At 62.0% G+C, this 20405-nt stretch carries 23 protein-coding genes; 16 read left to right on the top strand and 7 right to left on the bottom strand.

Translation table 11 applies throughout. From position 1 onward, the window contains the following. A partial coding sequence (locus VGP39_RS10635) for a TAXI family TRAP transporter solute-binding subunit (RefSeq protein WP_327568064.1) occupies positions 1 to 523 on the top strand: 523 nt, incomplete at its 5' end. A 45-nt stretch (positions 524 to 568) separates the two neighbouring features. Here the strand turns inward: VGP39_RS10635 and VGP39_RS10630 are convergent. Both VGP39_RS10630 and VGP39_RS10625 read right to left on the bottom strand, forming a co-directional pair. Further along, positions 569 to 805, bottom strand: coding sequence for a hypothetical protein (locus tag VGP39_RS10630; RefSeq protein ID WP_327568063.1), 237 nt, complete (start codon positions 803 to 805; stop codon positions 569 to 571). Positions 806 to 867: 62 nt separating this feature from the next. Continuing rightward, entirely contained in the window at positions 868 to 1485 is a 618-nt protein-coding gene (locus VGP39_RS10625; RefSeq protein ID WP_327568062.1) for a GNAT family protein, read from the bottom strand. 45 nt (positions 1486 to 1530) lie between these two features. Here VGP39_RS10625 and VGP39_RS10620 point away from each other — a divergent pair, with 45 nt between their 5' ends. The 5 genes from VGP39_RS10620 (at position 1531) to VGP39_RS10600 (ending at position 6491) form a co-directional block, all read left to right on the top strand. Then, positions 1531 to 1842 carry a TAXI family TRAP transporter solute-binding subunit gene (locus tag VGP39_RS10620; protein WP_327568061.1) on the top strand — a complete coding sequence of 104 codons (312 nt, stop codon included), beginning with the start codon at positions 1531 to 1533 and terminating at the stop codon, positions 1840 to 1842. 151 nt (positions 1843 to 1993) lie between these two features. Beyond that, entirely contained in the window at positions 1994 to 2362 is a 369-nt protein-coding gene (locus VGP39_RS10615; RefSeq protein WP_327568060.1) for a hypothetical protein, read from the top strand. A 30-nt stretch (positions 2363 to 2392) separates the two neighbouring features. Next, positions 2393 to 3916, top strand: a complete 1524-nt coding sequence (locus VGP39_RS10610; protein WP_327568059.1) for a tyrosinase family protein — start codon at positions 2393 to 2395, stop codon at positions 3914 to 3916. Positions 3917 to 4171: 255 nt separating this feature from the next. After that, complete coding sequence (locus VGP39_RS10605; protein ID WP_327568058.1) at positions 4172 to 5434, top strand: MFS transporter; 1263 nt, start codon at positions 4172 to 4174, stop codon at positions 5432 to 5434. Positions 5435 to 5486: 52 nt separating this feature from the next. After that, positions 5487 to 6491 (top strand): tripartite tricarboxylate transporter substrate binding protein, encoded by a 1005-nt coding sequence (locus VGP39_RS10600; protein WP_327568057.1) that lies wholly within the window; start codon positions 5487 to 5489, stop codon positions 6489 to 6491. A 125-nt stretch (positions 6492 to 6616) separates the two neighbouring features. Here the strand turns inward: VGP39_RS10600 and VGP39_RS10595 are convergent, their stop codons facing one another. Continuing rightward, positions 6617 to 7096, bottom strand: coding sequence for a hypothetical protein (locus VGP39_RS10595; protein ID WP_327568056.1), 480 nt, complete (start codon positions 7094 to 7096; stop codon positions 6617 to 6619). A 195-nt stretch (positions 7097 to 7291) separates the two neighbouring features. Between VGP39_RS10595 and VGP39_RS10590 the strand changes: the two genes are divergently transcribed. After that, positions 7292 to 7597, top strand: coding sequence for a hypothetical protein (locus tag VGP39_RS10590; protein WP_327568055.1), 306 nt, complete (start codon positions 7292 to 7294; stop codon positions 7595 to 7597). Positions 7598 to 7775: 178 nt separating this feature from the next. On the opposite strand, the gene VGP39_RS10585 is transcribed toward VGP39_RS10590, so the two are convergent. The 3 genes from VGP39_RS10585 to VGP39_RS10575 form a co-directional block, all read right to left on the bottom strand. Next, positions 7776 to 8978, bottom strand: a complete 1203-nt coding sequence (locus tag VGP39_RS10585; protein WP_327568054.1) for a hypothetical protein — start codon at positions 8976 to 8978, stop codon at positions 7776 to 7778. Between the two features lie 189 nt (positions 8979 to 9167). Next, positions 9168 to 10148 (bottom strand): tripartite tricarboxylate transporter substrate binding protein, encoded by a 981-nt coding sequence (locus VGP39_RS10580; protein ID WP_327568053.1) that lies wholly within the window; start codon positions 10146 to 10148, stop codon positions 9168 to 9170. 82 nt (positions 10149 to 10230) lie between these two features. Next, a complete protein-coding gene (locus VGP39_RS10575; protein WP_327568052.1) occupies positions 10231 to 10860 on the bottom strand; it encodes a CoA pyrophosphatase in 630 nt (209 codons plus the stop codon). Between the two features lie 180 nt (positions 10861 to 11040). Here VGP39_RS10575 and VGP39_RS10570 point away from each other — a divergent pair, with 180 nt between their 5' ends. The 3 genes from VGP39_RS10570 to VGP39_RS10560 all read left to right on the top strand — a co-directional run bounded on the left by VGP39_RS10570 (position 11041) and on the right by VGP39_RS10560 (position 13002). Beyond that, entirely contained in the window at positions 11041 to 11478 is a 438-nt protein-coding gene (locus tag VGP39_RS10570; RefSeq protein ID WP_327568051.1) for a PaaI family thioesterase, read from the top strand. 149 nt (positions 11479 to 11627) lie between these two features. Continuing rightward, positions 11628 to 12641, top strand: a complete 1014-nt coding sequence (locus VGP39_RS10565) for an aldo/keto reductase (protein ID WP_327568050.1) — start codon at positions 11628 to 11630, stop codon at positions 12639 to 12641. A gap of 73 nt (positions 12642 to 12714) precedes the next feature. Continuing rightward, a complete protein-coding gene (locus VGP39_RS10560; RefSeq protein ID WP_327568049.1) occupies positions 12715 to 13002 on the top strand; it encodes a DUF1488 domain-containing protein in 288 nt (95 codons plus the stop codon). 51 nt (positions 13003 to 13053) lie between these two features. Here the strand turns inward: VGP39_RS10560 and VGP39_RS10555 are convergent, their stop codons facing one another. Beyond that, positions 13054 to 13353 (bottom strand): hypothetical protein, encoded by a 300-nt coding sequence (locus VGP39_RS10555; protein WP_327568048.1) that lies wholly within the window; start codon positions 13351 to 13353, stop codon positions 13054 to 13056. A 182-nt stretch (positions 13354 to 13535) separates the two neighbouring features. Here VGP39_RS10555 and VGP39_RS10550 point away from each other — a divergent pair, with 182 nt between their 5' ends. The 6 genes from VGP39_RS10550 to sdhC form a co-directional block, all read left to right on the top strand. After that, positions 13536 to 14861 carry a TAXI family TRAP transporter solute-binding subunit gene (locus VGP39_RS10550; RefSeq protein ID WP_327568047.1) on the top strand — a complete coding sequence of 442 codons (1326 nt, stop codon included), beginning with the start codon at positions 13536 to 13538 and terminating at the stop codon, positions 14859 to 14861. 230 nt (positions 14862 to 15091) lie between these two features. Continuing rightward, positions 15092 to 16231: a twin-arginine translocation signal domain-containing protein gene (locus VGP39_RS10545; protein ID WP_327568046.1), complete on the top strand. Its 1140-nt coding sequence runs from the start codon at positions 15092 to 15094 to the stop codon at positions 16229 to 16231. 95 nt (positions 16232 to 16326) lie between these two features. Continuing rightward, positions 16327 to 16995: a TRAP transporter small permease subunit gene (locus tag VGP39_RS10540; protein ID WP_327568045.1), complete on the top strand. Its 669-nt coding sequence runs from the start codon at positions 16327 to 16329 to the stop codon at positions 16993 to 16995. Continuing rightward, on the top strand, positions 16992 to 18740 hold the full coding sequence (locus tag VGP39_RS10535; RefSeq protein ID WP_327568044.1) for a TRAP transporter large permease: 1749 nt from the start codon (positions 16992 to 16994) through the stop codon (positions 18738 to 18740). The genes VGP39_RS10540 and VGP39_RS10535 overlap by 4 nt, the downstream gene beginning before the upstream one ends. A 144-nt stretch (positions 18741 to 18884) precedes the next feature. Beyond that, positions 18885 to 19907, top strand: coding sequence for a polysaccharide deacetylase family protein (locus VGP39_RS10530; protein ID WP_327568043.1), 1023 nt, complete (start codon positions 18885 to 18887; stop codon positions 19905 to 19907). A gap of 276 nt (positions 19908 to 20183) precedes the next feature. Then, positions 20184 to 20405: succinate dehydrogenase, cytochrome b556 subunit (gene sdhC / locus VGP39_RS10525; protein WP_327567966.1), on the top strand; the 222-nt coding region annotated here is incomplete at its 3' end.

Raw genomic sequence — 20405 nt, 5'->3', positions numbered from 1 at the left:
CGAGGTGATGGCGTTCCGCGTGATCGAGGCGGCCGGCCTCGACAAGGACAAGGACATGAAACGCGAGCGGCTTGGGGTGGCCGAATCCGTCAACGCCATCAAGGACCGCAAGATCGACGCGTTCTTCTGGGTCGGCGGCATCCCGACCGCGGCGGTGACTGATCTTGCGGCAACGCCCGGCATGAAGATCAAGCTGATCGATCACGCCGACACGGTCGAGAAGATGAACGCCAAATTCGGCAAGCTCTACACTTCCAGCACCATCAAGACCGGCGCCTATCCCGGCATGGACAAGGACAACGCCATTGCCGAGGTCTGGAACCTGATCGTCACCGGCGACAAGATGAGCAATGACGATGCTTATGCCATCGTCAAGACGCTGGTGGAGAAGAAGGCCGATATCGTCGCCGTGCACAAGGAAGCCGAAAGCTTCTCGCTCGACAACCAGGTGCAGGCGCGCTCGCCGGTGCCGTTCCATCCCGGCGCGCTGAAGTATTTCAAGGAAAAGGGCGTCGGCGGGTAGAGCTATCGCCGGCTAACGCTTCCGCTTCGATTTGGCCGCGATCCGCTACGGATCGCGGCCTTTTCTTTGCGGCGACGGAACCTGACCGGCCAGAAAGCCGTTGGCGGCGGCGTGGCCCCGCCTCACGTCGTGGTTGGCCATACAGGCCGTGGATTGTTGAGCTTGGGCGAACATCGTCTGCTCATGGCGGATCAGCACCGAGAGCAGTGTTATGCTCTGCAAGGCGGCGTCCTTCAGGACACTGGCCTCGCAGGCCAGTACAGCACCGGCGAGCTGGATCACGCCTTTGCAAATGTTCCAAAAGCCAGCAGCCAGATACAGGTCAAGAGTGGAAGCAACGACCCTCAGTCACCACGAGGCTTATCAAGCTGCCAGTTAAGATGCGAGCGTACCGACGGCCATTCATGCATAACTATGCTGTAAATACAGCTATCCCGGATCGTGCCATCCTTTGCTCGCTGGTGGGAACGGAGAACTCCGTCGAGTTTTGCTCCGAGCCGCTCTATAGCTTGGCGACTTTGATGATTCAGGAAATGCGTGCGAAACTCCACGGCAACGCAGCCAATTTCATCAAATGCATGCTCGAGCAGAATGAGTTTTGCTTCGGTGTTTAGCCCGGTTCTCTGCATGCTAAGTGAATACCATGTATATCCAATCTCGACACGAGGACCTGTTGGATCGAGATTGGCATAAGTCGTCATTCCGACGATACGACCGCTTGGCTCATGGATAACGGTAAATGGCAGCATTGCGCCGGCTGCCTGAAGTCCAAGCCGACGGTTGATATCTGCTTCCATCTCCTCGGGCGCAGGCGCACTCGTGTACCAAAGGCGCCATAGCGCACCGTCACGAACAGCCTCAACTAAAGCTTCACGGTGGTCCTGTGACAACGGCACGAGCCTTACGTTGCGTCCTACAAGCGTAGTTGGCTTGATCCAATCATTGCGGGCTTCGGTCACCATGGACTCCTTTGCTCGTGCAAGACAAAAACACTGGTAAATGATCCTTTGTTACCTACGAAGAGATCGCAAGTTCAGGATTTCAAATCGCCGAATTGCAAACACACTCTCTCCGCGAAGCTGGATTTCAGAACGGAAGCTCTCAGCCCAGTCTACGCGGTCATCTACCCTCGCCAAGCCAGCATCGCCATCGTCAAGACGCTGGTGGAGAAGAAGGCCGATATCGTCGCCGTACACAAGGAAGCCGAAAGCTTTTCGCTCGACAACCAGGTGCAGACGCGTTCATCGGTCCCGTTCCATCCCGGCGCGCTGAAGCACTTCAAGGAGAAGGGCGTCGGCGGCGGAAGGCTCCGCGCATGATCCGACGCCGGCGCAATTTCATTCCAGGCGGCACATACTTGCTTTCGGACTGAATGAAAGATTATATACTCAATTTTAGAGTGTAGCGATCTGGGAGGGAGGTAAAACTTGTGCTGTCCGGCGCAAGTGAGCAGGACGTGAGTTTTCGGCCATGAGCGGCGCGCGGAAGACCCGCAAATCGGTCTCGATCTCTGAGACGGTCGCAGTGAACACGCGTGAAGTGAATGTCGCCGTCGAGGGCCTGGATACCAGCGCCATCGCGACCTCGTTCGCTGTGCACCTCGTCAAGGACGGACAGCGTATAGCGTCGCGCTTCTTCTTGCATGCTCCGGACGGCGCGGATGCCGCTCAGCGTCAACCTGCCCACTTCGACTTCCTTCTGCCCATCGATGCCGTGGCCGACGGCAAACTAAGCGTCGAGATAGAGCCTGCTGGATCGCCCCTGCCTGGACAACGTCCGCAGCTGGAACGGATGGGGCACCCCACGCTGAGCGTGTACCTTATGCTTGAGTCCGATTGACCCCAAATAGATTGACCCACGGAGGCTATTATGTCTGTCACACCGACCTATCCCGTAGCGCATCCCACCTGGTACGACACGATCCGCCTGATGTTCACCAAAACGGACATCGAGCACATGGGCACCCAACACCTGGACTTGACCAGTTACGAGCAGGTCCAGGTCGGCGCCGGCAACATCTACGGCCAGGTCGCGAGCCAAAAGATGCCTCCCGGCAATCCGTGGACGCAGGACATGAACCAGACCTTTCTCAATTGGATAACCGACGGCTGTCCGAAAGGCGTTCCGGCATACGCTCCGGCCTCCGCGATGATGTCTCTGACGGCCCGGAAAACGGCGGCCACGCGGATCAGGAAGGACGTGAACAGTCTGAGCGCCACTGAGCGCGATACCTTGAAAAAGGCTTTCGAGGGCATCCTGGCCAACGGCGTCTCCGACCCGAACAGCTATTTCGCGCAGGCTGGCATTCATTGGCTTCCATTGCCGGCGTACTGTATGCACCACGCGCCTGCCTACAACCCGTGGCACAGAGCTTACCTGTTGGGCTTTGAGAACGCGCTGCGCTCCATTCCCGGATGCGCGAACGTCACCCTTCCGTACTGGGACATCACGACGCCGTTTCCGGACCTTCTCAAATCCCCTCCCTACGACAGCTACACGCTCCCGCAGGACATCGGTGGCGGGTATGACAAAGGCTACGTCACCCAGCGCTTTTCCTACCCTGATATCCAGGCCGGGCTGCTGAGATACGATGTGACCGGCGATATCAATCGGGCTCTCACCAAGACGGACTGGGAGGATTTTCACGGTTATTGGTCCGGCGCCACGAACAACACCATCATCGCCGCTCACGATGGCGGCCACGGTTCGATCGGACCGACCATGTCCGACCCGTCGGTCGCCGCCTTCGATCCGGTTTTCTGGTTCTTTCACGCGAACTGGGACCGGCTATGGTGGGAATGGCAGAAGAAAACACAGGCCACAGACCTCAATGGGTTGCTCACGACCATCGACAAGCTGACCGATCCGGTCAGCTATCAGATATTCACCATCGGCCCATTGGAGGCGCTGACGCCGTTCACGGCCCAACCGGCCGGGCTCACTACCGTGAAGGTCATCGATTCGGTGAACTCTCTAAGTGTCGACTACGCGCCGCCCACTACTGAAGCGCCGATGCTCGCATTTGCGCTCAAGACCAGTCGTGCGGCGTCCATCAACCGCGCGGTCTCGCTCAACCCTCAGCGCGCGACGGTCTCCGTTACCGGCATCAATCGGGTGAAGATACCCGGCAGCTTCGCGGTCAATCTTCTGAAGGATGGCAAGCAGATTGCCTCACGCTTCATGTTTCAGCCCCCGGAGCCGGAGCAGTGTGAGACATGCGTCAAGAACGCAATGACACACTTCGACTTCGACCTGCCTCTAGCGGAAGTATCCGGAGGCAAGCTGAGTGTTGAGGTCGAACCGGTGAACAAGAAGGTCGTCGGGGCCCGCTTCCCCGCCAAGCTGATGGGGAATCCGAAGATCGACGTTCACATCCCGTTACAGACGGATTGATTCCCGATGGAGGAAGGTCCCGGACATCCGGTCTCGGCGCGCATGAGCCACTAAAATTGCGTGTATTTCTGATCGCAGCAAGCGCGGCAACCAAGCTAAACTGACGCTGACCGGCATACGGTCAGCGTTTTGCCTGTGGTTATGGGTCCCCGCCTTCGCGGGGACGACATATCGAGAGATTTCGCTCGTAATCGCGGAACTTAACCCGCTCGACCACAGTTGGGGGCCGGACACCACCGCGAGAGCGAGGACAGTTTGGCACGCGCTGAGGCCGCAAAGGTCAAACACCCGCTGGACGCGCTGAACTTCTTTCTCGCCGACGTGCGCGACGGGCTCGGCCCCTATCTCGCGATCTATCTTTTGACCGAACAAAAATGGGACCAGGCCAGCATCGGCATGGTGATGTCGATCGCCGCGCTGGCCGGCATCATCGCCCAGACCCCCGCCGGCGCATTGATCGACCGAAGCACGGCGAAGCGCGGCCTGATGATTGCGGCTGCGATCGTGGTCACGCTGGCGTGCCTCACTCTGCCGTTCATTGCCAGATTCGAATGGGTAGCGGCTACCCAGGCCATCGCGGGGGCAGCGGGAGCGATCTTTGCACCGGCAGTAGCGGCGGTAACCCTCGGCATCGTCGGACCGAAGGCATTTGCCAAACGCATCGGGCGCAACGAAGCCTTCAATCATGCCGGCAACGCGACCGCGGCGACGCTCGCCGGCATATCGGCGTATTTTTTCGGCCCAGTCGTTGTGTTCTGGCTATTGGCCGCGATGGCCATCGCCAGCATTTTCGCGACGCTATCGATTCCCGCCGATGCCATCGACAATCATGTAGCGCGCGGGCTCGACGGCACGACCGAGCCTGATGCCGACCATCGCGACAAGCCTTCCGGATTCCAGGTCCTGCTGACCTGCCGGCCGCTGCTGATCTTCGCTGCCTCGGCGGTGCTGTTTCACTTTGCCAACGCCGCCATGCTGCCGTTGGTCGGACAAAAGCTGGCATTGGTGAACAACGCTCTCGGCACCACGCTGATGTCGGTCTGCATCGTCGCGGCGCAGCTGGTGATGGTGCCGGTCGCGATCATGGTGGGCCGCAAGGCCGACGCGTGGGGGCGCAAGCCGATCTTCGCCGCGGCACTGGCGGTGCTGGCACTGCGCGGCGCGCTGTATCCGCTCGCCGACAATCCTTACTGGCTGGTGGGCGTGCAACTGCTCGACGGCGTCGGCGCCGGCATTTTCGGCGCGCTGTTCCCGCTCGTGGTCGCCGACCTCACCCGCGGCACCGGTCATTTCAACGTCAGCCAGGGCGCCATCGCCACCGCGGCGGGCCTCGGCGGTGCGCTCAGCGCCGCGGCGGCCGGATTCATCGTGGTCGCGGCCGGTTACAGTGCGGCTTTTCTTTTTCTGGCTGCCATCGCGGCCGTGGCACTTGCGCTGTTCGTCGTCATGATGCCCGAAGCCGGCCCGCACGCCGGCGCGCTTCGTACTGGCAACGCCGCACTTCCCCGCGTACTCTAGGCAGCGAAACCAATTTCCCCCGAACAATTCCATTCGCAAGGAAACACCCGGCATGCAATCCCAGAACCGCTTTCGTCCGAACCGCCGCTCCATCCTGATCGGCGGCGCCGCTGCGCTGGGCGCGCTGCCGCTGTTGCCGCGCCGGGCCCGCGCCGCCGAATGGCCGACCCGGCCCGTAAAACTCGTGGTGCCGTTCGCGGCCGGCGGCACCACCGACATCCTGGCGCGGGTGGTCGCGGCAAAGGTGTCGGAAGAGTTCGGCCAGCAGTTCATCGTCGAGAACAAGACCGGCGCCGGCGGCAATATCGCTGCGGACGCGGTCGCGAAAGCCGAGCCTGACGGTTACACCTTCATCGTCGGCACGCCGGGCACGCACGCGATCAACAAGTTCGTGTTCAAGGCCATGACCTACGACCAGATCAAGGACATCGCGCCTGTCATCATCATCGCGCGGGTGGCGAATCTGTGCTCGGTGACCAACTCGCTGCCGGTCAAGTCGGTCGTGGAATTGATTGCGCATGCGAAATCCAAGCCGGGCGAATTGTTCTACTGCACGCCCGGGCTCGGCAGCACCGCGCATCTGTCCACCGAACTGTTCAAGTCGATGACCGGCGTCGACATGACCCATGTCCCCTACAAGGGCAGCGCGCCGGCGCTGACCGACCTGATTGCGGGCCGCGTCCAGTTGACGATCGACAATCTGCCGGCGTCGCAGCCCTTCGCCGAAGCCGGCCAGATCCGCCCGCTGGCGGTCTCCACCGCGACGCGCTGGCCGCTGCTGCCGGACCTGCCGACCATCGCCGAAGCCGGTGTCCCCGGCTACGAGGCGGCGTCGTGGTTCACCATCGGCGCGCCGGCAAAAACGCCGAAGGAGATCATCGGCCGGCTCAATGCCAGCGTCGACAAGTTCCTCAAGACTGAGGACGGGATCGCACGCCTGCGCAAGCTCGGCGCCGAACCCGCCGGCGGCTCGCCGGAGGACATGCAAGCTTACGTGCTGGCGGAAACCGAGAAGTGGGGCAAGGTGGCAAAATTCGCCGGCATCAAGCCGGAATGAGCGGACGACTTGTACGGTGGGCAAAGGCGCGAAGCGACGTGCCCACCATCTCGAAAACCATTACAACAAGATGGTGGGCGCGGCGCGAAGAGCGCGCCTTTGCCCACCCTACGATTTCCACGGCTTCACTCGAACTTCATGTCCAGGCATTTCGTCACGTCCGACCCCAGTCCCGAACTGATGATGATGCAGCCGCGGACTTTGCGCGCATTGTTGTCGCTGGCCCACACCGCGTAACCGCCCTGCCCGAAGAACGAATTGGTGTTCGGCGGCTCGGTTTCGGTGGCGTCGAACGAGTAGCTGGAATCGGTGTCGAAGATGCGGGGCTTCTTGACGCAGCTGCCTTCGCTCTGGTTGCTGATCACTTCCTTGTTGTCGCGCGTCAGCGACATGCTGACCGAGCACCTGAAATATTCCGATGTCTTGACGTTGAAGACATAAGCGTAGGACTTGCATGTTGCAGTGCTGAGTTTGCCTGGACTCAAGCCGCGGCCGCAGGAAATGCGCTGGTTGTTGCTTAGCTGGTACTCAGCTGCGTGTGCGGCCGGCGCCAGAATCGAAACCGACAATCCGATAAAACAACAGGCCTTCAATACGTAATTCATCCTGACATCCCCATGGCCGCTCGCAAGGCGGCTCGAAATTGAAACTGGAAGATAGCCGCGAAGATTGAATCGTGAAATGACAAAGTCGCGAACCAATTCGCGCCGTATTGACGCCGGAATGACGTTCGTGGTTTGTTCAAACGCTGGCTAGCGCCATCGGTGACACCAATCAAATCAGCGGCTGGAGAATGCACGATGACGAGATTTTCGACGAAAACGCTTTTGGCAGCGGTCGCACTGACCGCGCTGGCGACGGCGGCAGGCGCGCAGGGCGCGGCGCCGACACCTTGGGTGCTGTCGCCGGACATGGGCTACGGCTACGGCAAGGACGGCAAGACGTATTCCTACAAGATGGGCACCGGCAACGCCAAGGAACTGCTGAAGGGCGCCAAGAAGGTGCCGAAGGAGACCTTGTTCTTCATCGGCACCAACGGACAGCTATATATGCGCACCGGTCCGTATCTGGAAGGCGATGGCAAATTCAAGTTCGGGCCGGGGTGAGCGAAGCCCATGGCTCGCTTACCCTCCCTGGAGGGGGAGGGTCGACGCGAATGAAATTCGCGGCGGGGTGGGGTGTTGTTCATCCGCTGCGCTGCCTTAGTAGCTTCACTCGACCCCGTCACACATCGCGCTTCGCGCGCTGTTCGCCGACCCTCCCCCTCCAGGGGAGGATGAAGAGCTAGAACGCCGCCGCCAAGTCTTTGGCGCCTTGATTGCTGGAATTACTGTCCATCCGCGCATCGGTCACCGCCAGCAGCTTCGCCACCGTGTTGTTGCGGACCGCCACCGGATTGCGCTCGTAGCCGCCACGCTGGAAAAAATTCGAGGTCGGGACCCGTTCGCGCATCGCCTGCGGCATCGTCACCATGTCGAGCCCGGTGCCGTCGCCGGTCAGGTTCATCATCTCCAGTTCGGCCGCGGTCAGCGGACGGACATGCCCCTTGTTGCGCGCGAAGATGACGGAAGTCAGCAGCTTGTGCGTCTGCAGCAGCGGGCCGACATCGATGTCCAGCACCATGGCGTGGACGGCCCAGCCCTGCGGCGTATTGGCGAGTTTTTCATGCGCGGCCCATTCGTCCGGCACCGAGCGCGCGAACGCCACCATCCGCCTCAGCACCGCGATCTTGTGATCCATCGCCTTGCGCGGCGCGCCGGACAATCGCGCGGCCCTTTCGGTCACCACCTTGAGGATGTCGTGGCCCTGCTCGGCAAGCAGCTCCACGCTGTTGGTGGTGAGCAGCTGATTGTAGCCGATCGCGGTCGAGATCGCACGCGAGCCCGGCCGCGACGGGCTCAAGCCCGATTGCATGTCGTGATTGCCGTTGCCGCCGGTCTCGAATGCATAGACCCGCACCGCCTGCTCCCGCGTCAGCCCCGCTGCGGACGCAACCCGGGCGTAGGCGCGCTTGAACTCGAGTTCGTTTGCCGGCCGCTGCGGCGCGAACTGGAAATGTTCCGCGGCGGCTTTCAGCAGATCGGCGACGACCGGAATGGTCTTGCGCGGGCGCGGCGTGTCGTCCGGCTCCGATGGCGACGGATCGACCGGCCGCTTCGGCCCGTCATACGCTGGCGGCTGTGTCAGCACATAATCGTCGAGCGCGATCGCTTGCCGGTCGCGGCGCTTGGCATTGCGTCCGCGCCGCTTCTCCGAGATCGAACTCCAGTAGGCGCCCGCCTCTTGCTCAAAGGTCGCGCGGGCCTCGAGATATTCCTTTAGCTTGCGCCGATATTCCGCGATCGCTTGCGGGGAGGCCGCCTGCGCAAATGCATTCGCGGTCGCCGCGGGGATTCCTCTCCCGTCCATTGCGAACGCCTGCGGCGCGATCAGCAGCAGCGCTAATGCGAGAGTTCCGGAGCAACGGCGAATCGGAGACGCGAGCATGCCACTTGTTTAGAGCGTAGGGTGGGCAAAGCCAACGGTCGGGCCAATGCGCGCCCGATGGCGTGCCCACCATGGGCATTGCAGGGGTGGGCACGGCGCGAACAGCGCGCCTTTGCCCACCTACGATTCCTCGCTACAGGAAAAAGGCGTAGATGGCCGGGACAAGCCCGGCCATGACGAGAAGACGGCTCACTCCTGCTCGACGCCGCTGGCCTTGACCAGCTGCGACCATTTCTTCTCGTCCTTGTCGATGAAGGCGGCGTAGTCTTCCGGCGTGCCCGGCGTGATTTCGGTACCGTCCTGCGTCAGCTGCCTCTTGACCTCGCCGGAGGCAAGCGCGTCGCGCAATGCCGTGTTGAGCTTGTCGATAATGGGCCGCGGCGTGCCGGCTGGTGCTGCCAGCCCGTAATAGAGCGAGGCGTCGAATCCGGGCAGTACGGACTCGGCGATTGTCGGCACATCCGGCAGCAGGCTGGAGCGGGTGGTGCTGGTGACCGCGAGAGCGCGCAACTTTCCGGCAGTGACGTTGGGGTGCGAGGCGGGAATCGGCGCGAATGCCATCGGGATATGGCCGCCGAGCAGATCGGTCAGCGCAGGTCCGGTTCCCTTGTAGGGAATATGCACCAGCTTGATGCCGGCGGAGGCCGCGAAATATTCGCCGGTGATGTGGCTGACCGTGCCGGCACCGGCGGAGCCGAAATTGACCTTGCCGGGATTGGCTTTCGCGTAGGCGATCAACTCCGCGATGGTCTTGGCGGGGAAGGACGGGTGCACCACCAGCGAATTCGGCGCGTTGCCGATCAGGCCGATCGGCGCAAAATCCTTGCGCGGATCGTATCCGGCATTTTTGTACAGCGACGGTCCGATCGCCAGCGTTCCGGTATAGCCCAGCACAAGGGTGTAGCCATCGGGATCGCTCCTCGCCACAGCCTTGGTGCCGACGGTGCCGCCGGCGCCCGGGCGGTTGTCGACCACGACCTTTTCGCCGAGCAGTTCGCTCATCTTGTCGGCGATGCCGCGCCCCACGATCGAGGTGCTGCCGCCCGGGGCGAACGGAATCACCAGCGTGATCGCCCGGCTCGGGTAGGTCTGCGCCTGCGCGGGAGCGAGAGGTCCACACATCGCGAGTGCGGCAGTTGCCGCGCTGCCCAAGGTTTTCCAGATACGCATGTCGGACGGTCCTCCCGGGACGATTGTTTTTGATTGGCCGCATCGTCGCGCAAAGCCGTGGTGAAACGCAATCCGCCTTAAGTCACTTCCACGCGAACACCGGCTGCTCCAATTCGGCAACGCGGGTATCGCGGCCCGCCAGCACTTCGCGGAACTGGTAGATCAGCGCCGCGGTCGGCGCATGGATGTATTGGCCGGCGTGACGAAAGCGGATCACGCGGCGGTGGCTCTGCGGAATCGTAACGAAGTCGAAGGCGTCGGGTTGTTCGACATCGGTGAGCGCAATGCGGTGCACGGACCTCACCTCGGCCGGATTCGGCGACAGACTTGCGCTGTCGGCGGCCCACGCCACCACCGGGGTGATGAGATAACCGGAGCGGGTCGGATATTCGTCGAGCTGGCCTAGAACATCCGCTTCGCCAAGTTCAAGGCCGAGTTCTTCGTGCAGTTCGCGCAGCGCCGCCGTGGCCGGCGTTTCGCCCGTGTCGCAGCGCCCACCCGGCAACGCCCATTGATTGCTGTGGGCGCGAAGCCCGGAGGCGCGCAATGTCAGCAGCAGCGCCGTTCCGCCCGAACGATCCCTGGCGTCCACCAAAGCGATTGCAACCGCGGCCTGCTTCAGCCCCGTCAACTCGCGCGGTTCGAGCCGCGCGAACGCCGCGCAGCGCTCGGCGATATTCCGCCTCGTGGCATCGTTGAAAGGCTGCATCATCCCGCTTGACTACAACACCCCAGCGTTTGATGAAAGGCGAGGCCTCATGGTGAGGAGCGTCGCGCAGCGGCGCGTCTCGAACCATGAGAGCTTGTGGCCATCCTTCGAGACGCGCTCCTTAGGGAGCGCTCCTCAGGATGAGGAATTCAGATTGCACCTCATTACCGAGAGTTTGAATCCATGACCGATGCTGCGGCCGAGAAACTGAAATCCCTTGGCTGGAGCAGCGTGGAAGCCAGCGGATTCATCGCTCTGGTCGGACCGCTCTGGCACCGGATCGTCAATGACGTTCAGGAGTACGCGTTGATCGCGGAGGACAAACATCACAATCGCCGCGGCGTTGTCCAGGGCGGCGTATTGATGACCTTCGCGGACCGCACATGCGGCATGACCGGACGTTTCGTCTCGGGCTCGGCAAGCCTCGCCACGGTGCAGTTCGACACGCAGTTTGTCGATGCCGCCAGGATCGGCGAGGTGCTGGTGTCGAGGCCGCGCGTGATCCGCTCGACCCGCAGCCTGATCTTCGTGACCACCGAGGTGACCGCAGGCGAGCGCTGTGTCGCGATGGCCAGCGGCGTGTTCAAGGTGATGAAGGACGGGCGCGAGCGCGCTACATAGTTTCACCGCCAGCGGACGTGTAGTGAGCGAGCGATTAATTACCGTCATTGCGAGCGCAGCGAAGCAATCCAGAAGCAACACGAAAGAGCTGGATTGCTTCGTCGCTTCGCTCCTCGCAATGACGATCAGAACGTTTGGGAGGGATTAACATGGACTACCGCCCACTCGGCCGCAGCGGCCTGAAAATCTCGCCGATTTGTCTGGGCACGATGATGTTCGGCGGCCCGACCGACGAGGCGACCTCGTCGCGGATCGTCGCCAAGGCGCGCGAGGCCGGAATCAATTTCATCGATTCCGCCGATGCTTATAACGGCGGCAGGTCGGAGCAAGCGGTCGGCCGCGCCATTTCCAACAGCCGGCAGCACTGGATTCTGGCGACAAAACTCGCCAACCAGATGGGCGAGGATCCCAATCGCGGCGGGCTGTCGCGGCGCTGGGTGCTGCAGGCCGCCGAGGAAAGCCTGAAGCGGCTCGGCACCGACACCATCGACATCTATTATTTGCATAAGGAAGACCATTCCACGCCGCTGGAGGAGACCGTGCGCGCCATGGGCGACCTGATCCGCCAAGGCAAGGTGCGCTATTTCGGCGTCTCCAATTATCGCGCCTGGCGCGTCGCCGAAATCTGCAACATCTGCGACCGTCTCGGCATCGACCGCCCGATTGTCAGCCAGCCTTATTACAACGCGATGAACCGCATGCCGGAGGTCGAGCATTTTCCGGCCTGCGGCTATTACGGATTGGGCATCGTGCCCTACAGCCCGCTGGCGCGCGGCGTATTGACCGGAAAATACCAGCCCGACGCGCCGCCCGACAAGGAGACCCGCGCCGGGCGCAACGACACCCGCATGATGCAGACCGAGTGGCGGCCGGAATCGCTGAAGCTGGCGCAGGAGATTCGCCGGCACGCCGAGGCGCGCGGCATCACCGCCGGGCAGTTCGCGGTGTCGTGGGTGCTGAACTCCTCGTTCGTGTCAGGCGTGATCGCCGGCCCCCGCACCGAGGAGCAATGGGACGATTATCTCCGCGCGCTCGACTATCGCTTCACCGCCGAGGACGAGGCCCTGATCGACCGGCTGGTCGCCTCCGGCCATCCCTCGACGCCGGGGTTCAACGATCCGGCCTACCCGATCGAGGGACGGCGGGCGCGGACGAGTGGCTGAAGAAAATCATGGCTATTCGCACCGAAACGGCGCAGCGTCGATGCCATCCATCATTGGCAGAAGGAGCACCCCCATGGCGCTCACGCAAGGCGGCTTTCAGGCTTACGACTTCAACCGCATGGTCGTGCTGTTCACGATGATGAACGACAAGACGGAGGTGCCTTGCGCCATCAGCACCGACGCCATGGATCGCCTTGAAGGATCGACCCGGATCACTCCGGAGCAGCGCGAGCAGCAATTCCTGCGGCTGCGCGACCGCATTGAGGAACGCGCGTCGCGAAAATTCCTCGCCGTCGAACTCGAGGGCAATCCTCCCGGCGTGATCCTGCGCAGCATCGATTTTCGGCCGCCGCTGTTCTAGAGCGTGATGAATTTAGGTAGAAGCGGCTCGCGTTCACCTCTCCCCTGAACGTCAACGCGGTTCAGTCTTCTTGGGTTTCGGCTTCGCTTTAGGCCTCGCCTTCGGCTTTGGCTCCTCGACCACGACCGGGAAGAATACGTCGTGGCACGCCGGGTTCAAATTCGGTTCATTGTATTTCAGGCACGCGACGATGCGATCGACATCGGGGATAAAATTGCCGCACAGCCGCATCACGTCGGGCTGGCACGCCGCCTGCTGCTCCGGGGTGCCTTGCGCAACCGCGCCGTTCTGACCCATGATCGACACCGCGACCGACAATGCCGCGCCTAGGTAAATTCCGCGTTGGTTCATTGATTTGGTTTCCATCCCGGTAGAATTGAACTGGCAATTGCGCGTTGGGCAATTGATTGAGGCAGGCGCCGGTGAGATCATGGCCGGCCAATTGAAAGCCTCGTCTTGTCAGAATTGCGGCCTTTCCACGGGAAACCAATGGTCGGATCGATCGCGAAGCGCCTTTGCCATCCGGAGCACGCATGAATTCGATGAGATTGCCGACCTGGCTCCGCGTCGTCCTGGTCATCGGTGTTTTTGTGCTGGCGACCGGCGCGGGCCTGTTCGCGTACCGGTGGTACAACAAGCCGGTGACGCTGACGATCGCAGTCGGATCGCTCGACGGCGAGGCGGGGAAAGTCATGTCGGCAATCGCCGGCAGGCTGGTCTCGATGGACGCGCCGGTGCGGCTCAAGGCCATTGAAACCGGCAGCGCGCTTGAAGCCGCCAAGGCCTTCTCATCGGGCAAGGCCGATCTGGCGGTGGTCCGCGGCGATGTCGGCGACCTGTCGCAGGCGCAAGCCGTCATAGTGGTGGCTAAGGCCGTGGCACTGCTGATTGCGCCGCCGGGATCTTCCATTTCCGACGTGCCGGGCTTGAAACGCCGCACGGTCGGCGTGGTCGGCGGCGAGATCAATCGACAAGTCGTCGATGTGCTGACCAAGGAATATGACCTGGCCAAAGCCGGTGTCGCGTTCAAGAACCTCGCGCCCGCGGATACGCGGCGCGCCATCGAGAGCAAGGAAGTGGGCGCCATCCTGATCGTGATTCCTCTTACGGAGAAATATCTGACGCTGGTGCGCAATCTGTTTCCGCAGAACGGCAAGGCGAACCCAGTGCTGATCCCGATCGAATCCGCCGGCGCCATCGCGCAGACGGTGCGCGCCTATGAGAGCTTTGACGTGCCGAAGGGGACGTTGCGCGGCGCGCCCGCGGTTCCCGACGACGATCTCACCACATTGAGAGTCTCGCTCTATCTGGTCGCCAACAAGAAACTCGGCGACGATTTGGTCACCAGCCTGACGAAGGCGCTGCTCGCCGCGCGCCGGGACCTCATCGGCGAACTGCCGATCCTGGCGCAGGTTACCGCTCCCGACACCGACCCCGATGCCTACCTTCCGGTGCATCCGGGGGCAGCCGCCGTCTACAACGCCACCACGCAAAGCTTCCTCGACGAGTGGGGCAACGTCATCTACCTCACGCCGATGGTGCTGGGCGGCCTCGCGACCGTGCTGGCGGCGGCCTGGAAATTTCTCGGGGTCGGGAAGCCGCAAACCAGCGAAGCCGCGCTGGATTCGCTCTACGCCTTGGGGCGCAGGATCCGGAAAGCCAAGCAGGAGTCCGAACTGTCGGACATCGAGGAAGAGATCGACGGCATTCTCACCGCGCAGCGGGCCAAACCGATCAGCGGCGACGAAGAAACGATGGATGTCACGACGTTGAACGTCACCGCTCACCGGCTTGAGAACGTGATCCACGATCGTCGGTCGATGCTTGCAATGCGGCCGGCGAGCGGTTCCGTAGCTTGACCCTACCTTCGTCGTAGAATCGATTTGTAGTGGAGCAATAAAAATTCTGATGTGACGGGGAATAAAAGCTAACTCGCGCCAAACGCTTTGTCGGCGCAGGCCGCGTCGCGGCGTCGCATGTCTTGCGGCCATTAAAAAAAGGCTTGCCAAACACCCGCGCAAGCCTTTGTCTCTCGGCCAATAAATCAAGGCTGGTCCACCAAAGACTGGCATCCAAAGGGGAGAAAACCATGACTGCACCGACCAAGGACAAGACCTCGACGCGCCGCCGCTTTCTGAAAGTGGCCGCGGCCGGGGCCGCCGCGACAGTGGCCGCGCCGACCATCCTCAAGGCCCAGGGCCCGGTCAGCATGCGCTGGCAGAGCACCTGGCCTTCGAAGGACATTTTCCACGAATTCGCGCTGGATTACGCCAAGAAGGTCAACGACATGACCGGTGGCGACCTCAAGATCGAGGTGCTGCCGGCCGGCGCCGTGGTGCCCGCCTTCGGCCTGCTCGATGCGGTCTCCAAAGGCGTGCTCGACGGCGGCCACGGCGTGCTGGTCTATCACTACGGCAAGCAGACCGCGCTGGCACTATGGGGCTCCGGCCCGGGATTCGGCATGGACGCCAACATGCTGCTGGCCTGGCACAAATACGGCGGCGGCAAGGAACTGCTCGCCAAGCTGTATGAGTCGGTCGGCGCCAATGTCGTCTCGTTCCCTTACGGGCCGATGCCGACGCAGCCGTTCGGCTGGTTCAAGAAGCCGATCACCAAGCCCGAGGATATGAAGGGCCTCAAATATCGCACGGTCGGAATCTCCATTGACGTGTACACGGCCATGGGCGCCGCGGTTAACGCGCTGCCGGGCGGCGAGATCGTGTCGGCGATGGACCGCGGCCTGCTCGATGCCGCCGAGTTCAACAACGCCTCCTCGGACCGCGCGCTCGGATTTGCCGACGTCTCCAAGGTCTGCATGCTGCAGAGCTACCACCAGAACGCCGAGCAGTTTGAGATTACCTTCAACAAGGACAAGTACAACGCGCTGCCGGAGAAGATACGGGCCATCATCGCCAATGCGGTGGACGCGGCTTCGTCCGAGATGTCGTTGAAGGCGATCGACCGGTATTCCAAGGACTACCTCGAACTGCAGACCAAGGACAACGTCAAGTTCTACAAGACGCCCGACTCCATTCTCAAGCAGCAGCTCGAGATCTATGACGAGGTGGTCAAGAAGAAATCGGCGGAAAACCCGCTGTTCAAGGAAATCCTGCAATCGCAGCTGGCCTTCGCCGAGCGGACCACCCGATGGGAGCAGGATACGGTGGTGAGCCGAAAAATGGCGTTCGACCACTACTGGGGTGCAAACGGGGCAGCGAAAAAAATCTGACCCTGTGCTAGACTGGCAAAGCACCATCCGGGAACGCGTCCCGGGTGGTGCTTTGGTTTGTATCGGGGCCCCCTCGCGATGAACGACCGCACACCATGAGCGTCGAAAGATTCCTGCACACCATCGATGGCATCAGCACCTGGGTCGGCAAGGCCGCGGCCTGGCTGATCATTGTGCTGATGCTCGTTGTCTGCGTCGAAGTGTTCAAGCGCTACATCCTGAACGCGCCGACGTCGTGGATTTTCGACCTCGACAACATGCTGTACGGCTCGCTGTTCATGCTCGGCGGCGCCTATACGCTGGCGCAGAACGCCCATGTCCGCGGCGACTTCCTGTACAGTTCGATGAAGCCGCGTACCCAGGCTACGCTCGATCTGGTGCTGTACATCGTGTTCTTCCTGCCCGGCATCGCCGCGCTTTGCTACGCCGGCTTTTACTACGCCGCCGACTCCTGGCGCATCGCCGAGCATTCCAATGTCACGGCGGATGGTCCGCCGGTCTATCATTTCAAATCGGTGATTCCGATTGCCGGCGCGCTGATCATGCTGCAGGGCGTTGCCGAAATCGTGCGCTGCGTGGTCTGCCTGCAGACCGGCGAATGGCCGAGCCGGCTCAAGGATGTCGCCGAGACCGACGTGATCGAGGAGCAATTGGCGCACAGCGAATATGTCGACGAAGAGTCGCGCAAGCTGGCCATCGAGGGTGCCCAGCGAATCGACGAAATGGCGCGGCAGCGCGGCATGGGCGGGGACTTGAACACATGAGCGATCCCGCACTCGGCCTGTTGATGCTGATGCTCATCATCGTCGTCATCATGATGGGCTTTGCCACGGCCTTCACGCTGATGGGCCTCGGCATGTTCTTCGGCTTCATCGCGTTCTACGACCCGGCGCAGAACTGGACGCAAAACCGCGTCTTCGATCTGATGGTCCAGCGCACCTATGGCGCGATGACCAACGACGTCCTGATCTCCATTCCGCTGTTCGTGCTGATGGGCTATGTGATGGAGCGCGGCGCGCTGGTCGACAAGATGTTCTATTCGATCCAGCTCGCGTTCCGCCGCGTGCCGGCCTCGCTCGCGGTCGCGACCCTGATCGTCTGCACCTTCTGGGGCATCGCCAGCGGCCTGGTCGGCGCGGTCGTGGTGCTGATGGGCGTCATCGCCTTCAACCCGATGCTGCGCGCCGGTTATGACGTAAAACTTGCCGCCGGCGTCATCACGGCCGGCGGCACGCTCGGAATCCTGATCCCGCCATCGGTGATGATCATCGTCTACGCCGCGGTGGCCGGACAATCAGTCGTAAAACTGTACGCGGCCGCGATGTTCCCGGGCTTTTTCCTGGCATTCCTCTATCTCGTCTACGTCATCGGCTGGGCGCTGATCGACCCGAAGATCGCGCCGCCGCTGCCGGAGGAGCAGACCCGGGTCAAGGTGCCGGCCTGGATCGCCAAATTCGAGCAGGTTTATTCGCCCAACATGTTCGTCGCACTGCTCAAGGCGCTGGTTTCGCCGGCGCAGGCCAGGGGCCTTCAGATCGACGGCAAGCCCATGACCTATGGGGCCATCGTGCAGAATTTCATCATCGCGCTGGTACCGTTCCTGCTGACCACCATCATCATGTCGACCGTGTGGTGGTACGTGGTCATTCATCAGCAGGCCGCGGCTGCGTCCGGCCCGATTGAGGGCCTGCAGCAACTCGGCAGCGCGGTGTCGGCGCCGGCGGCGACGCCGGCCGAAACCGGCCCGGACTTCCAGTTCTATCTCTGGTTCGGGATCAGCGCGGCCGTGCTGGCGCTGTGGACGCTGCGCTCCTACTGGCGCATGAACGGCGAGCGTTTCGAGGTGCTCAAGCTCCTGACCTCATCGGTGATGCCGCTCGGCATCCTCACCGCCGTCGTACTCGCCGTGATCCTGTTCGGGATCACGACCGCGACGGAATCCGCGGCCGTCGGCGCGGCAGGCGCCTTCCTCCTGGCGTTCCACGCCCGCACGCTGGACTGGAAGCGCACCAAGGAAGCGGTTTTCCTGACCGCAAAAACCACCGCGATGGTGTGCTGGCTGTTCGTAGGCTCCGCGCTGTTTTCCGCTGTTTTCGCGATCCTCGGCGGCCAGGCACTCCTGGAAAGCTGGGTGCTCTCGCTCAACATGACCCCGGTTCAGTTCATGATCCTGAGCCAGGCGATCATCTTCGTGCTCGGCTGGCCGCTGGAATGGACCGAGATCATCATCATCTTCGTGCCGATCTTCCTGCCGATGCTGAAGCATTTCGGCATCGACCCGATCCTGTGGGGAACGCTGGTGTTCGTGAACCTGCAGGCGGCGTTCCTGTCGCCGCCGGTGGCGATGTCGGCGTTCTATCTGAAGGGCGTGGCGCCGAAGCACGTCACGCTCAACCAGATCTTTGCCGGCATGATGCCCTACATGCTGATAGTGATTGTCTGCATGGTCATCATGTATCTGTGGCCGGGCATGACGCTGTGGCTGCCGCGGTATCTGTACGGGGGGTGAGGTGCGGCGTTGCGCCGCTCCGCAAACGGGACGATGGCTGTTCCGGCCCGGGTTCATCATTAACGGATGCTTTTCATTATTGCCGTAAAACGCAACGGACGAGCCACGCGATGAAGCGCGGTTCCCTTGGTTGCGAGGAATGTGATGCGGGTAGTAGCTGGATTGGTTGCCGCGGGCGCGGTTTCGGTCTGCGTTGGCGGCGGCGTATGGATGATGAGCGCGGCTTCTCCGCCTGAAAGAGTTCAACAGGCCGAAAAAGCCCAACCCGCGGCAGTGGCGGCCATTCCGCCTGCCCCGGCCGCTCAGGCTAACCCCTTGGCCGACGTTACCGGCACAGTGCCAGCAACGGAACCGAAACCTGTTCCCTCCCCGGCCAAACGCGCCTGTGCAAATCCCAATGCGCTTGGCATCGGCCGCGTGGTCGAAATCGATACCACGGGCGGGCCGGGATTCGGCTTCGAGCATTTCAAGCAGCTGGATTTCCTTGCCGAAAAGGAAGTCGTGCTGACGTTCGACGACGGCCCATGGCCCGTGAACACGCCTGCGGTGCTGAAGGCGCTTGCCGACGAGTGCACGACCGGAATTTTCTTCGCCGTCGGCAAGCACGCGACCTACCATCCCGACATTCTGAAGCAGGTTGCCGCCGCCGGGCACACCGTAGGCTCCCATACATGGTCGCACGTCAACCTGAACAAAAAGGGCATGACCGAGCAGCAGGCCAAGGACGAAATCGAGAAGGGTTTTAGTGCGGTACGTCTCGCGCTCGGCGCCGCACCGGCCCCGTTCTTCCGCTTTCCGCAATTGCAGCACCCGCCCGCGATGGTGACCTACCTCGGCACCCGCGACGTCGCGATGTTCTCCACCGACCTCGACTCGTTCGACTTCAAGGCGAGCACGCCTGACAAGATCGTTGAAACCGTGATGACCAAAGTGAACAAGCTCGGCAAAGGCATCATCCTGATGCACGACTTCCAGAAGCACACCGCAGAAGCGCTGCCGACCCTGCTCGGCCGATTGAAGGCGGGCGGCTACAAGGTCGTGCAGATGAAAGCCAAGATGCCGCTGCAGACCATCGCGCAGTATGATGCGGAAGTGGTGAAGGATGCCAAGCTGCCGACGATCAGCTCACGGCCGGTTTCGAGCGTGGTGCAGACGGTCGCGAACTAGGGACTCGTTGCGCCAGGCGGCAGCTCACTTGTTCCGTCATGCGCGGGCGCGTGCTTTGATCCGTCATACGCGGGCTTGACACGCGTATCCATCAATCTTCGATAAAAGCATTTTGCGATGAAGATGGATGGCCGGGTCAAGCCCGGCCATGACGGGAGGTATCTTCGCGGGGGTTGATTTTCGGCGTTGCGCTGGGAGTTTCGAGTTCGTAAATAGGATTGACATAATGCGATCCCCGGGGCCTTTACGCCGGCCCTTAAACCGTCAAAGCCGCCGATGACCGCCAGGATCGAACGCCCGCTTTCGCCGCATCTGCAGAGCTATCGCTGGACGCTGACGATGGCGCTGTCGATCGTGCACCGCATCACCGGGATTGCGCTGTATTTCGGCGCCTTGCTGCTGGCATGGTGGCTGATCGCCGCGGCCTCGGGGCCCGGCGCCTATGCCCATGTGCAGGCTTTTACCGGAAGCTGGATCGGCCGGCTGATCGTGTTCGGC

The sequence above is a fragment of the Bradyrhizobium sp. genome (assembly GCF_036009065.1).
Taxonomy (GTDB): domain Bacteria; phylum Pseudomonadota; class Alphaproteobacteria; order Rhizobiales; family Xanthobacteraceae; genus Bradyrhizobium.
Note: the sequence above shows the minus strand (reverse complement) of the source record. Positions and strands in the feature narration are given on the sequence as shown.

What these genes read in the sequence shown, in the direction of transcription:
- VGP39_RS10625 (WP_327568062.1), bottom strand. Translation starts at nt 1,485, where the DNA reads ATGGTGACCGAAGCCCGCAATGATTGGATCAAGCCAACTACGCTTGTA.
- VGP39_RS10615 (WP_327568060.1), top strand. Translation starts at nt 1,994, where the DNA reads ATGAGCGGCGCGCGGAAGACCCGCAAATCGGTCTCGATCTCTGAGACG.
- VGP39_RS10610 (WP_327568059.1), top strand. Translation starts at nt 2,393, where the DNA reads ATGTCTGTCACACCGACCTATCCCGTAGCGCATCCCACCTGGTACGAC.
- VGP39_RS10600 (WP_327568057.1), top strand. Translation starts at nt 5,487, where the DNA reads ATGCAATCCCAGAACCGCTTTCGTCCGAACCGCCGCTCCATCCTGATC.
- VGP39_RS10595 (WP_327568056.1), bottom strand. Translation starts at nt 7,096, where the DNA reads ATGAATTACGTATTGAAGGCCTGTTGTTTTATCGGATTGTCGGTTTCG.
- VGP39_RS10590 (WP_327568055.1), top strand. Translation starts at nt 7,292, where the DNA reads ATGACGAGATTTTCGACGAAAACGCTTTTGGCAGCGGTCGCACTGACC.
- VGP39_RS10585 (WP_327568054.1), bottom strand. Translation starts at nt 8,978, where the DNA reads ATGCTCGCGTCTCCGATTCGCCGTTGCTCCGGAACTCTCGCATTAGCG.
- VGP39_RS10580 (WP_327568053.1), bottom strand. Translation starts at nt 10,148, where the DNA reads ATGCGTATCTGGAAAACCTTGGGCAGCGCGGCAACTGCCGCACTCGCG.
- VGP39_RS10575 (WP_327568052.1), bottom strand. Translation starts at nt 10,860, where the DNA reads ATGATGCAGCCTTTCAACGATGCCACGAGGCGGAATATCGCCGAGCGC.
- VGP39_RS10570 (WP_327568051.1), top strand. Translation starts at nt 11,041, where the DNA reads ATGACCGATGCTGCGGCCGAGAAACTGAAATCCCTTGGCTGGAGCAGC.
- VGP39_RS10565 (WP_327568050.1), top strand. Translation starts at nt 11,628, where the DNA reads ATGGACTACCGCCCACTCGGCCGCAGCGGCCTGAAAATCTCGCCGATT.
- VGP39_RS10560 (WP_327568049.1), top strand. Translation starts at nt 12,715, where the DNA reads ATGGCGCTCACGCAAGGCGGCTTTCAGGCTTACGACTTCAACCGCATG.
- VGP39_RS10555 (WP_327568048.1), bottom strand. Translation starts at nt 13,353, where the DNA reads ATGAACCAACGCGGAATTTACCTAGGCGCGGCATTGTCGGTCGCGGTG.
- VGP39_RS10550 (WP_327568047.1), top strand. Translation starts at nt 13,536, where the DNA reads ATGAATTCGATGAGATTGCCGACCTGGCTCCGCGTCGTCCTGGTCATC.
- VGP39_RS10545 (WP_327568046.1), top strand. Translation starts at nt 15,092, where the DNA reads ATGACTGCACCGACCAAGGACAAGACCTCGACGCGCCGCCGCTTTCTG.
- VGP39_RS10540 (WP_327568045.1), top strand. Translation starts at nt 16,327, where the DNA reads ATGAGCGTCGAAAGATTCCTGCACACCATCGATGGCATCAGCACCTGG.
- VGP39_RS10535 (WP_327568044.1), top strand. Translation starts at nt 16,992, where the DNA reads ATGAGCGATCCCGCACTCGGCCTGTTGATGCTGATGCTCATCATCGTC.
- VGP39_RS10530 (WP_327568043.1), top strand. Translation starts at nt 18,885, where the DNA reads ATGCGGGTAGTAGCTGGATTGGTTGCCGCGGGCGCGGTTTCGGTCTGC.